We start from the raw sequence: 11,974 nt of genomic DNA, 5'->3' as shown, positions 1-11,974 counted from the left end.
CATCTCTCGCAGAACGGTGCAAACCGGGCGATCCTGGCAGGGGTGGTCCATCAACTGGCAACCGGGGTGGTCCCATCCCCGTGGCAATAACCCTCGGCAGGTGGTCCCATGCTCATGGCAGATGACAGTTGTAAACCCTCACTCCCGGTACCATGCTCAGGCATTCATCAACGCCTACGCGCTTAGGATCAATAACCGTCACACGCTCTGCACCCTGGGCTAGAACCTGACCAGCGATAAGCAGGAGAAGACGTGTCTTACCACGCCGCGTGTTAGCAGACACCATCGCGTGAGGATCTTCACTGCTCATATCCCAGAACCTGTGCTCAGCACGGCCGGTAACCCCTAGAAGAACCTTGTCAGCCGGGAGAGACCTAATTACCGGCATGACATCGGCCAGGGGAACCAGCACGGGCGGTAGGCAGCGCAGTAATAACACGATGAACCATCTCAGTACGGGAAACAGAGACGCGTTTCTTCTGGACTGGAGTAATAGGCAACTTAGCTAACTTCCATTACAGGAATGGTAAGGATATTAGCCACTGAAATACAACCCTCTCCTATTTAGAAGATGCTCTCTTATATGATCCGACGGCACACCAGGGATTCACCCTGTGGTCCGCCGTTTTCAATCCCGGTAACCTCAGTTCCCAGGGTTGGATTAAGCGCACTTATCATCTGATGATTGTTAATCGCAATGCCAATGTGCGTAGCCCAGACAAGCAAGTCACCCGCAAGAACGCTAGACCTGGAAACCGTCACGCTTTGCGGCCAGGTGGCGTAGGAGCTGGCAACCGGCCCGTGATTACTTCCGTTGTAACCTCTCACGTTGCCCGGAAGCGTCATGCCGAAGTCATGGCCTAGCACCCAATTTACAAAGGAGCTGCAATCCCAGGGGTTACTGCCGTTGATACCAGGGGAACCGCCGTAAGCGTAGGCATGTCCCTGGTACGTGAGCGCATCACTGGCGATAGCAACACCGTTAGTCGGGGCCGATTACTCTTTCCGAAAACGTGGTTACAGCACCCGGATTGCCAGTTCCGATATTCTCACTACGCTTGGCAGTGCTCAGATCGCCATTGAGAGCAGCGGGGAAAGTGTCACTGATCGTGGTGCCATTTATCCCGCTATAAATGAGGATACCGCCGACAGTGCAGTAAGCTACCGCAGTTCCTTTACTCATAATGAATCCCAAACGTGAGTCGGAACGTTATTGATTTCATGACGTGGCACGGGAAAACCCTTCGGAGTTAGCCTCGCTGTCTCCCGGGTATCCGTCTTGAGTGCCTTGGTAACCCTGATAGCAGCAACAGTAAGCACAGTTCCGGCTATGAACTCCCCAGCTGTGTTAATGGCGATTGCCCACTCAACAGGACTCATGATGTTTCCTCAGCAGGAACCGTGAAGGGAACTCCCGCACTCTGCCAGAAATCCAGCGGGATAGGCTCACCAGCGGGCAGGCTTTTAGCTTTTTCCGTCACCAGCTTTGATGCCTGACTGTCAGCCGGATTGACCAATGCAAGATGCGTCTTGGCAAGCTCAACAGCATAAGTGAGAGCATCGCTAAAGCTGACTGAGCGGTTTTCCGCAATGCTTAGAACTAGCCGCAAATAGCGCAGTCTGCTATGAGCATCGGCGGTAACTGTCAGGTTGCTAAAACCCGGTAGTGGCATAGTCCGTTACCAATCCGTTATAGACAGGTATGTCTATTACCATTGTTCCAGTAAAAGCGGTAATTGTCAAATTCACGTATATGGCGACTCAAGTTTAGTGCGGAATTCTGGATTTAGGCTAACCCCTGACTACACTGACCAGAGGTTACCTAATCACTGAAATGGCTGCACGAACCGCTTAACTGCCCGGCAGTAGGTTTTCCATTTTAGCGGGGGTACACTACGCTTAACATGGCAACGAGGGGGCAGAGAGTGAACCGAACTAAAGCGGCCAGAATCAGGCAACTTCAAAAGATTATAGCTACGCGCAACGCCGATCCTGGCATCACAGCGCGTCTCGACACCCTAGCCACGACGCAAGCAAATCAAGCCAGAGAAACAACTGCAGTACTGACATTCAACCAGCTATCTGAAAAGCGAGCGAAGCCTTCTAAGATAATTCTTCTGCTCTTTATTGGTGTTTTTATTTTTTCAATAATTGTGATCGCAATGGTTGTCTTTGAGGCTGGTTCAATTGCGGATCATGTCGATTCTCTACATCGACACGCCCAGGTGGCGCGCGATAATGCGATTGCGCAAATGCTAGAAAATCCCAAGAACGTAAAGCCTGCCGAAAAAGCCATCGTTAAGGCAAATCAACTTGACACTCAAGCGGATAGCGAAAGTGGACTTTCTAACGACGTAATCACGCTATGTCAGGTTGTCATCGCAATGCTATCTGCGTTCTTTGGTGCGATTGTGGCATGGGAAGTTACAATGTTGGTAGGCGAATTTCGCACAGCGAAAGAGAACAGTGAAGAGCAAGAACTGCTAGACAGAGTTAATTCTTTGACAGAACCCGCATCAGCCGCTCAAAACCCAAATCAGCGGTAGCCAGGCCAAAACTGATTACCAGCCAACCAGGCATACATATCTCTCATGGAAGATGTCATAGCTGCTTGCAACGCCAGTGAAACCGGCAAAGCTTCTTTTCTCAGTGATACCGGCGACGGATCAGACGTAACAGACCTGATTTCCTACGCAAGAACACGGCATGAAATACACGCACGGAGAACCAGCCAGCTTAAAGCTGAATTCTGGATTTAAAATAGACCCCTGGCTGTAGCGGCCAGGGGTTTTCCATGCTCGAAAGTGCATGGATTTGGACTTTTAGGGGTTGTTTTCAGGGTCAATACTGGGACGCTGCGAACTGTGTTTTAGGTTAAATACGGAGGGGAAAATAGACACCCGGAAGCCATGTCTTTTTGCGATATGGGACGCAAGAATTTTGCAAATTAGCATCATTAGATTTCGCAAGAACGAGGGTAAAGAATTTCCTTCCCCTTCTCTAAAGTACCCCCCGACTCGCGAAGCCCCAGGTACAACGAGTGGGTGGACGCGCGCAGGGTCAGCCCTGGCGCCTACCCTGAGCCGATGCACAACGTCCCCGCCTACGACTACGGTGCGGTGATCGCCTACAACGCGGCCCGCAAGCCGGGCCGTGGCAGCGCCATCTTCCTGCACGTCGGCACCGGCGGCGCGACCGCGGGCTGCGTCTCGCTCCCGGTGAAGCAGTTGCTGCGGGTGCTTCGCTGGCTCAGGCCCGTCGACCGCCCTGCCATCACCATCGCCGCCCGCTGACCCGAAGCGCCAAGGCTGCCGCGCCAAGGCCGCCGCGGCCCGGCCGGCCCGGCGTCAGCCGAGGAGGGCTTCGAGCTCCAGCGCTGCCGTCTGCAGCGCGGTCGTGAACTGGGACTTAGCCGAAGCCTTCATGCGGTTCAGCGGAACTGAGACGTTGATGGCGTACTGCGCACCGCCGTGCGCCGGGACCGCGACGGCCACCGACGCCACGCCCTCCTCGCTCTCCTCGGTGCTCGACGCGTACCCGCGCCGCCTGATCCGTTCCAGTTCCGCCTCGAGTTCGGTCCGCGTCGCGATGGAGCGGCTGGTCATCGTCTTGAGCCGCTCGTCGGGGAACAGCCTGCGCAGCTCCTCCGCGGAGAGCACGCTGAGCATGGCCTTGCCCGTCGAGGTGCAGTTGGCCGGCATCATCTGGCCGGCTCGCGAGATGACCCGTACCGTTTTGGTGCCCTCGATCGAGTCGATGTAGTTGACCTGCCGCCCTTCGAGCCGGGCCAGGGTGATGGTCTCGTTGAGATCGATGTTGAGCTTCTGCAGCACCGGGCGGGCCCGCATCCGCGCATCGTCTCGCCGGTTAATCGAGGCGGCGATGACGGTCAGGGCCGGGCCTGGAGTGTAGGCCTTGCTGTCTGGATCCTGCCGGACGAATCCGCGGTACTGCAGCATGGCGAGCAGCCGGTGCGCGGTCGATGAGGCGACGCCGAGGTAGCCGCTTGCCTCCGTGAGCCGGACGGCCGGCTGCTCAGCGTACAGCAGCAGCAGCCTCAGCGCGTTGTCCACTGACTCGATCGGATACTGCGGGGGAGTGGCAGCGGAGTCCGGACCCGCCTCCCGAATCCTCGGCTTCGCCATTGAGCCAGCTTATCCGTTCTGCGCTTCGGCTCCCCGCGGCTTGTCAGGCGGCTAGCCGGGTCCACCGTCCGGTCAGAAGGCCGGCGGCAGTCCCGTCCGGCCCTGGGCGCGCCCGGCCATGGCGGCGGGCACCCGGGTCGCCGGGTCGAGCGGGTTGGTGCCGATGGCGGCCACCGAGGCCTCGTCGGGCGAGATCACCGTCACCGACGCGCCGCCGTCCTTCAGCGCGGTCAGCGTCTCGCGCAGTGGCAGCGGCGAGGGGAGCGGCGAGTCCATGCCGAGCGGCGAGACTACGATGATCCGCTGCGAGCCCGCCGCCACGTCAGCGTTGTCACCGGAACGCACCCCGCCGTCCATGTAGCGGCGGCCCGCGATCGTGACCGGCGGCCAGATGCCGGGGACCGCGCAGCTCGCGGCCACCGCGTCGACCAGGCTCACCCCCGAGCTGGCTTCGAAGGCGGCAAGCTCGCCCGACGTGCAGTCCACCGCGATCAGGCTGGTCGGCGTCAGCGGCCAGTCCAGAGACGGCAGCCGCGACTCGATCACCGCCCGTCGCTCGTGTTCCTGCACGGTGTCGGCGTCGAGCGCGAACCGCCCGAAGCCGCGCAGCATCTCATCCATGGCGCCGGCGCCATCCAGGTAGGGCTGCAGGTCCGCGGCGAAGCGCTCCCAGTTGATCACCGCCATCAGCTCGCGGGACTGCAGCGCGGGATCGACTTGCCGCGCGAACAGTTCGTCGAGCGACAGCCCGCTGCCCAGCTGCGCCGCCACGGTGGCGCCCGCCGAGGTCCCGATCACCCGGTCCGCGCCGCTGATGTCGCTGCCCGCGTCGGCGAGCCCGGCGAGCAGCCCGGTCATCCACGCGATCCCAGCGACCCCGCCACCGCCAAGCACAAGCGCGTGTCCGTCCGCCATGGGCGATAACGCTAGCACGGTGCCCTGCCGTGCCCGCGGCCGGGAAAGCAGGCGCTAGCGCGCTGCTAGCTCCGTCCGGTGCGCCCAGGCGGCTACGTCTCCGCCCTCGATCGCGACCGCGAGCAGGTCGGGGAACGCGTCGGGCGTGCACGCGAACGCGGGGATGCCCACCGACGCCAGGTAGGCGGCCGTCGCCTGGTCATAGGACGGCGCGCCGTCGTCCGCGAGCGCGAGCAGCGCCACCACGCAGACCCCCGCCTCGCGGAGCGCGCGCAGCCGGGCCCGCATCTCATCCTCGTCGCCGCCCTCGTAAAGGTCGGAGATGAGGATCAGGATCGTGTCCCGCGGCCGGGTGATCAGCGTCTCGCAGTAGGCGACCGCCCGGTTGATGTCGGTGCCGCCGCCAAGCTGGGTGCCGAACAGCACGTCGACCGGGTCGGTGAGGTCAGCCGTCAGGTCCGCGACAGACGTGTCGAACGCGACGACCGACGTGCGCAGCGCACGCAGCGACGCGAGCACCGCACCGAACACCGACGCGTACACCACCGAGGAAGCCATCGAGCCGGACTGGTCGATGGCGAGCACGATGTCCCGCGCCACACCGGGCTGGCGCCGCCCGTAGCCGACCAGGCGCTCCGGGATCACGGTACGGTGCTCGGGCACGTACCTGGCCAGGTTCGCGGCGATGGTCCGGTTCCAGTCGATGTCCCTCGGCTTGGGCCGCCGGACCCTGGCCGCCCGGTTCAGCGCTCCGGTGACCACGGACTTGGTGCGGTCCGCGATCCTGCGCTCGATCTCGGCGACCACCTTCGCGACCACTATCCGCGCCGTGGCCTTGGTGGTCTCCGGCATCATCGCGCTGAGCGAAAGCAGCGTGCCGACCAGTTGCACGTCGGGTTCGATGCTCTCCAGCATCTCCTTCTCCAACAGCAGCTGCCGCAGGTTCAGCCGGTCGATGGCGTCTCGCTGCATCACCTGCACCACTGTGGAGGGAAAGTACCTGCGGATGTCGCCGAGCCACCGGGCGACCCGCGGCGCGGACGCGCCGTAACCTCCGCTGCGTCCCATGCGGCGCCCGGCGGCGCCGCCGCCGTGGCCAGCACCGCCGTGGCCGGCACCGCCCTGGCCGTCGCCGGCCGCGCCGGTCTCGTCGTACAGCGCACCGAGCGCGCCGTCGATCACGGTGTCGTCGCCGGCCAGCCCGCCGAGGGCGGGGGAGGCGGGCGAGCCGAGCAGCAGCCGCCACCGCCGCAGCCGCTCCGCCTCATCCGCACCAAGGCCGGTGCCTGCCGCGATGCCGAGTTTTTCCGTCATGACGCCGCTCCGTTCAAGATGCCCGCGACGGTCCGCAGCGCGCCCGCCGCCCTCGCCTGGTCAAATGCGTCGGCAGTGCCGGCCGGGCCCGGCCCGGCGCCCCAGGGAGCCCCGGACGGCCAGGCGCCGCCCCGCGGCGTCAGCCGCGCGCCGAGTGCCCGTGCCGCGCGCCCGATCGCCGCCCGCTCCGGGTGGCTGAACCCGGAGAAGGTCCGCCGCAGCAGCGGCAGCACCTCGAGGAAATCCGGTCCGGGGAGATCCGCCAGCCACTCATCGAGCACGCCGAGCAGTTCCCTGTCGTGCACGAGCAGCAGGCCGCTCCCCGCGGAGCCTGCCCTGTCCCCGCCATCCCCGCCGAGAAAGCCCTCCGCCCAGGCCGCCTTCGCCGCCGCGGTCGCACCGACCGACAGCGCCGCGCGGAACCGGACCGCGGCGTCCGGCCAGGACAGCGCGCCGGCGTCGGCGAGCATGCGCACCACCCGGCCTGCCACAAGACCGTGCACGTCCCGCCGGCCGTCGAGCTGGCGCAGCGCGCCGTTCCACCGGGCGGGCGAACCCGAGTCCGGCTGCCCGTACACGGCGAGCGCCGCGTGCAGCCCGTCCATCGCGGCCCTCAGCAGCGCCGCCGCGTCGTCCGCGAGCCCGCCTGCCGCACCGGGCAGCCCGGCGCAGATCCGGATCACCAGCGCGTCGACGACGGCGGCGAGCGGCCCGGCGGGCGTGCCGCGCACGTTCCCGTACCTGATGGCGCGCACCAGCGCGGGGACCGCGGTCATCAGCGACACCACGTCCTGGTCGGCCGCCGCGACCGCGTCGAGCGACCGCAGCACCGGCGCGAGCGCCGCCTGCGATACCCCGGCGAGCAGCACGGCCGACACCGTCTCCGTCACCTCGGGCAGCGCCGACGCCGACGCCGCCCTGGCGAGAAGCCGGGCGGCACACGCCTCCTGCACCGAGGTGCCCCAGACGGCCGCGTCGATCACCGCGACGGACAGCGGCGGCTGCCAGGCGAGCGTCCACGTCTCACGGAAGGTTCCGGTCGACCTGACCGAGGACTGCGTGAGCGTGCCGAAGCCGATGCCAAGCGCGTCAAGCTGATGCAGGAACTCCGACCGTCGCCGGTCCAGGTCGCGGCGCAGGTCCAGGTCGAGCGCGACCGCGAGCGACGCGATCTTGAGCCGCAGCGTCCTGGCGCGGGCCCGCAGGTCCGCATCGAGCGGAACGGGCGGCGCGTCGTCGGGCACGCTGCCGAGCAGTTCGCCGACGACCAGGTCCCTAGTCACGTAGCTGGCGACGGTCGGCGATCCCTCGCAGAGCACCGCGAGGGTCGCGTCGCTGACCTCGGTCAGCCCGGGGGCGGGCCTGCCGCGCAGCGCGGCGAGCGACGACGCGAGCCGCACTCCCTCGATCACGTGCGCCGACGAGACCGGCAGGTCGCGGTCGCGCAGCACGCCGGCGACCCGGGTCAGCCACCGTTCGACGGGCCGGTCTGGCGCGCTGAACAGGTGGTGGTACCAGCCGGGTGAGCCGATCCCCGCCCCGTACCCGGAGGCGGTGGCCAGCCGCGAGTGCGTCCAGGGCACCCAGGCGAGCGCGGCCTTCCGCTTGGGCAGCCCGCGCAGCACCGCCGCGTCCGCGGTGGCGGCCGGGAGCGGGCCGGCCAGGGCGGGCGCGTGCCAGGCGCCGCAGACGACCGCGACCACCCCCTCGGTCTCCTTCAGCGCGCCGCGCAGCACCTGCCGCATGTGCGCCTCGCGCGCCAGTTCGCGTGGCGACGGCTCAGGCATCCCCGCCCGCAGCTCCGCCATCGCCTCGGTGAGCGCGGCGAACGGCGACGACCCGTCGGTCCGCACCTCGATCAGGTCCTCCCACCAGCGTTCCGGATCGTCATGCCCGGCCGCCGCGGCCAGCGCTCCGATCGGATCGTCGGCGTAGTCAACGCCGGCCAAGCCTTGAGGCTCCGCACCGGGTGCCGCCTCCTCGCTGGAGAGACCCTCTCCGCCAGCAGCCGCCTGCTCGCCGGAGGATGCCTGCTCGCCGTGCGCCGCTACCTCGCCGGGCGCCGCTACCTCGCCGTCCGCCTCACCGGTCGCCTGGTCTCGCGCCGTGTGTGATGCCTGGTCCGTCGCGGCGTCCGCACTCCGACCCGTCGCCCCGTTGGCCGCCTGGACCCGCGCCTCGTCCGCCGCCTGGTCCGCGGGCGCCGCACCCTCGCCGTCGGCTGGCCCGACTGGCTCTCCCTGCCCCTCCTGCCGGTCCTCGCGGGCGAGCACCATCCCGGCGGGCAGATCGCAGAACCGCACGGGCACCCCGTTGCGCGCGGCCCACAGCAGCGCCTGCCACTCGGGTGAGAATTCGGCGAACGGCCAGAACGCCGACACCCGGGGCTCGTCGGGCGCATAACCGAGCAGCGCGACGGGCGGCGACATGTCAGGCGCCGCGGCGAGGCCGAGAAGCGGATCGGCGTCGGCCGGCCCCTCGATCAGCAGTATCGAGGGCCGGACCCGGTCCAGTTCCGCGACCACCGAGCGCGCGGAACCCGGCCCGTGATGCCGTACCCCCAGCACGGACACTCTCCCCGCGCCTCCGCGCGCTTTCTTCGGCTCGCGGAGGGGGACCGAGGGTGGGGTCACGGGGCGACCTCGCGGCAGGCGCGGTAGAAGTCCGCCCAGCCCGGGCGCTCGCGGGCGACCGCCTCCAGGTACTCCGTCCAGACGCCGGCGTCGGACACCGGGTCCTTGACGATCGCGCCGGTGATCCCCGCCGCGATGTCCGCGGCGCGGAGCACCCCGTCGCCGAAGTGCGCGGCGAGCGCGATCCCGCTGGTCACCACCGAGATCGCCTCGGCGGGCGACAGGGTTCCGGTGGGGGACTTCAGCCGGGTCCGCTGGTCCGCGGTTACCCCGGCACGCAGCTCGCGGAACACCGTCACCACCCGCCGGATCTCCTCCGCCGCCGACGGCACCTCGGGAAGCTCAAGCGTCAGGCCGAGTTGCCCGACCCGCCGGGTGACGATGTCCACCTCTTCGTCCTCGCTCGCGGGCAACGGCAGCACCACGGTGTTGAACCTGCGGCGCAGTGCCGACGACAGGTCGTTCACGCCGCGGTCCCTGTCGTTCGCGGTGGCGATGACGGAGAACCCGCGCACCGCCTGCACCTCGGTGCGGAGCTCGGGTACGGGCAGCGCCTTCTCCGACAAGATCGTGATCAGCGCGTCCTGCACGTCGGATGGGATACGGGTCAGCTCCTCGACCCGGGCGACGCGGCCCTCCGCCATCGCTGTCATCACCGGAGAGGGGACGAGGGCCGCACGGGAGGGGCCCTCGGCGAGTAGCCGCGCGTAGTTCCAGCCGTACCTGATCGCCTCCTCGGCGGTCCCCGATGTGCCCTGGACAAGCAGCGTGGAATCGCCGGACACGGCGGCCGCCAGGTGCTCGGACACCCAGGTCTTGGCGGTGCCTGGCACGCCGAGCAGCAGCAGTGCCCGGTCGGTGGCCAGGGTCGCGACGGCGACCTCCATCAGCCGTCGCGGCCCGACGTATTTGGGCGTGATCACGGTGCCGTCGGCCAGCTCGCCGCCGAGCAGGTACGTCACGACGGCCCGCGGCGACAGCCGCCACGAAGGCGGCCGCATCCCGTCGTCGTGACGGGCGAGCGCGGCGAGTTCCCCTGCGTACACCTGCTCGGCATGCGGCCGCAGCAGCCCGGCGGCCTCAACGGTGGCGGTCAACGTTCTCTCCTTCATTCGGCGGCGTCATGAGGGCGGGTAGCCCCGTGTTTGTCAGCACAGTGGCGTCACGCAGTTCGGCAAGGAAGGCACGGCGCAACGTGATCGTCTCCGCGGCGGCCCGCATCGCGGGCATCCAGGGCATGGCCTCAGGCGTGGCTACGGCCAGCCGGGTCAGCTCGGCCGCGTAGTCCCGGACACCGCTCGCGGGCATGGCCCGCCCCGCGGCGTCGAGCAGGGCCTGGGTGAACTCCGTCAGCAACGGACGGCCGGCCGCGCGGTCGAGCGCGGCGAGCGCGGCGTCCGCGACCAGGGCTGGCCACGGTATCCGGTGGCCGGCGAGCTCGGCCATGACCCGCTGGGCCTGCGGTGGCCTGGCGTCCTTGCCCACGGCGTCCAGCAGGGCGGCGGTCCGCGTCGCCCGCGCGTCGCCGGGCAGCAGGCCGGCCAGCGCGGCGTCCGGCACCCACACCGACGGCGGCCGGTTCACACACTGCCGGTCCGCGTCGAGCAGCGCGGCCGCCCACTCCGCAAGCTCCGGGCCAGCCGGGCCAGGACCATTCCGGCCCGCGTCGGCGACGGCTTCGGCCTGCCGGGCGACGGCGAGCCGCCAGCCTGCCCGCACGTCGATCGCGGCGGCGCCAGCAACGGGCAGCGCGACGAGCTGTGCCGACGTCATCCGCAGCCGGGTGGTCAACTCGGACGGCGGCGCCCCGGCGACCAGCTGCGCGAGCAGCCACCCCGCATCGTCGTTCCACCCGGGCGGCGCTCCGCTGTCCACCCCGTCTCTGAGGGACGCTTTGTCAAGCACGCGTGGCAGGTATGCCACGAGCCGGGCTTCGGTACCGTTCCCCTCCAGCCGCAGGGCCTGCGCCGCCCGCAGCGACGCGCGGCGTTGAAACGCGGAATCAGGCAGCCGGGCGAGCAGCCGCCTGGCAACCGCGCGCACCTCCGCGGCCCGGTCGCCGAGCGCGTTCTCAAGGAACTCCTCGTCAGCGGCGGACAGCCCGCGGCCGAGCATCCCGAGCAGGCCCGACCGGTCCTCCTTGGACTCGCGCGTCCAGCCGTCGAAGAGCAGTTCGCGTCCCGCGCCGGGATCGCAGTCGCGCAGCCGCGCCAGATACCCGCGCCGTTCGGCCGGCCGTCCGACGCGCCACACCTCAGGGTCGCCCGGTGCCCCCGCCGCACGGTCACCCATTGCCCCGGCCTCACGGTCACCCATTGCCTCCGCCTGACGGTCGCCCGGTGCCGACGAGCCGTCCGGTTCCGGCGTCGCGGCGTCCGCGACCTCCTGCCAGTCGGCGCGGTGCCTCGACAGCCAGCGGCCCCGCGTGCCGAGCACCGGCGCCACAGCGGGCCGCAGCACCGGCGTACGTGACGCGAGATCAAGCAGGTCCGCGAGCAGCGGCGCGGGCAGCACGTACCCCGCGTCGCGCATGGCGGCGAGCAGGTCGCCGGTCACTCCAGCAGCGTTCGCGGCTGATCTGCGAGACCGGTCGCGGCCGCTGAGCCTGGTGAGCGCCCGCGCGCCGGCCATGGACAGCTCCCGCTCCGCGCCGTCACCGGGATCGCCTGGCGGCAGGGCCGTGCGGCCGCCTAGGTCGCCTGGCGGCGATGCCGTGCGGTCACCGGGATCGGCCACCGGCAGCGCCGTGCCGTCGGCGAGCCGGACGCCGGCCCGTCCCGCAACGGTCAGCAGCGCCGCCGCGTCAAGCAGCGCGGCCGCCGGATCGGCGGTGTCGAGCCGCCCCGCGTACTCGGCCGCCACTCCGTCGAGCTCGGCCGGCGCGAACCCCTTGCGCGACACGCCAAGCGCGGCCGTCGTCACCAGGTCGTCGAAGGTCAGCCCACTCATGAGGACACCTCGCTGGCG

Annotated in this window: 10 protein-coding genes; 2 read left to right on the top strand and 8 right to left on the bottom strand. The window is 68.0% G+C overall.

Annotated elements, in window-relative coordinates:
* Window positions 1-579 precede the first annotated feature (579 nt).
* Together EAS64_RS47445 and EAS64_RS14775 are read right to left on the bottom strand one after the other, a co-directional pair.
* Window positions 580-972 (bottom strand): NlpC/P60 family protein, encoded by a 393-nt coding sequence (locus tag EAS64_RS47445; protein WP_145853604.1) that lies wholly within the window; start codon window positions 970-972, stop codon window positions 580-582.
* Window positions 973-1,376: 404 nt separating this feature from the next.
* On the bottom strand, window positions 1,377-1,673 hold the full coding sequence (locus EAS64_RS14775) for a hypothetical protein (RefSeq protein WP_145853451.1): 297 nt from the start codon (window positions 1,671-1,673) through the stop codon (window positions 1,377-1,379).
* Window positions 1,674-1,904: 231 nt separating this feature from the next.
* Here EAS64_RS14775 and EAS64_RS14770 point away from each other — a divergent pair, with 231 nt between their 5' ends.
* Window positions 1,905-2,546 (top strand): hypothetical protein, encoded by a 642-nt coding sequence (locus tag EAS64_RS14770; RefSeq protein ID WP_145853450.1) that lies wholly within the window; start codon window positions 1,905-1,907, stop codon window positions 2,544-2,546.
* A 498-nt stretch (window positions 2,547-3,044) separates the two neighbouring features.
* Window positions 3,045-3,293, top strand: a complete 249-nt coding sequence (locus EAS64_RS14765) for a hypothetical protein (protein ID WP_145853449.1) — start codon at window positions 3,045-3,047, stop codon at window positions 3,291-3,293.
* Between the two features lie 54 nt (window positions 3,294-3,347).
* Here EAS64_RS14765 and EAS64_RS14760 read toward each other — a convergent pair whose 3' ends face one another.
* The 6 genes from EAS64_RS14760 to EAS64_RS14735 form a co-directional block, all read right to left on the bottom strand.
* Complete coding sequence (locus tag EAS64_RS14760) at window positions 3,348-4,073, bottom strand: IclR family transcriptional regulator (protein ID WP_222849303.1); 726 nt, start codon at window positions 4,071-4,073, stop codon at window positions 3,348-3,350.
* Between the two features lie 144 nt (window positions 4,074-4,217).
* On the bottom strand, window positions 4,218-5,060 hold the full coding sequence (locus EAS64_RS14755) for a patatin-like phospholipase family protein (RefSeq protein ID WP_145853447.1): 843 nt from the start codon (window positions 5,058-5,060) through the stop codon (window positions 4,218-4,220).
* Between the two features lie 54 nt (window positions 5,061-5,114).
* Window positions 5,115-6,374 (bottom strand): VWA domain-containing protein, encoded by a 1,260-nt coding sequence (locus EAS64_RS14750; RefSeq protein WP_145853446.1) that lies wholly within the window; start codon window positions 6,372-6,374, stop codon window positions 5,115-5,117.
* A complete protein-coding gene (locus EAS64_RS14745) occupies window positions 6,371-8,941 on the bottom strand; it encodes a DUF5682 family protein (RefSeq protein WP_145853445.1) in 2,571 nt (856 codons plus the stop codon). The genes EAS64_RS14750 and EAS64_RS14745 overlap by 4 nt, the downstream gene beginning before the upstream one ends.
* 62 nt (window positions 8,942-9,003) lie before the next feature.
* Window positions 9,004-10,119, bottom strand: a complete 1,116-nt coding sequence (locus EAS64_RS14740) for an ATP-binding protein (protein ID WP_145853444.1) — start codon at window positions 10,117-10,119, stop codon at window positions 9,004-9,006.
* A complete protein-coding gene (locus EAS64_RS14735; RefSeq protein ID WP_145853443.1) occupies window positions 10,088-11,956 on the bottom strand; it encodes a DUF5691 domain-containing protein in 1,869 nt (622 codons plus the stop codon). The genes EAS64_RS14740 and EAS64_RS14735 overlap by 32 nt, the downstream gene beginning before the upstream one ends.
* Window positions 11,957-11,974 lie beyond the last annotated feature (18 nt).

The organism is Trebonia kvetii (genome assembly GCF_007827045.1).
In the GTDB taxonomy this organism is placed as follows: Bacteria; Actinomycetota; Actinomycetes; order Streptosporangiales; family Streptosporangiaceae; genus Trebonia; species Trebonia kvetii.
This window is presented reverse-complemented; position numbering and strand designations above follow the sequence as displayed.

Bases quoted from the DNA above. Each gene is read 5' to 3' on its own strand.
- EAS64_RS14775 (WP_145853451.1), bottom strand. From the start codon at position 1,673: ATGCCACTACCGGGTTTTAGCAACCTGACAGTTACCGCCGATGCTCAT.
- EAS64_RS14770 (WP_145853450.1), top strand. From the start codon at position 1,905: ATGGCAACGAGGGGGCAGAGAGTGAACCGAACTAAAGCGGCCAGAATC.
- EAS64_RS14755 (WP_145853447.1), bottom strand. From the start codon at position 5,060: ATGGCGGACGGACACGCGCTTGTGCTTGGCGGTGGCGGGGTCGCTGGG.
- EAS64_RS14750 (WP_145853446.1), bottom strand. From the start codon at position 6,374: ATGACGGAAAAACTCGGCATCGCGGCAGGCACCGGCCTTGGTGCGGAT.
- EAS64_RS14740 (WP_145853444.1), bottom strand. From the start codon at position 10,119: ATGAAGGAGAGAACGTTGACCGCCACCGTTGAGGCCGCCGGGCTGCTG.
- EAS64_RS14735 (WP_145853443.1), bottom strand. From the start codon at position 11,956: ATGAGTGGGCTGACCTTCGACGACCTGGTGACGACGGCCGCGCTTGGC.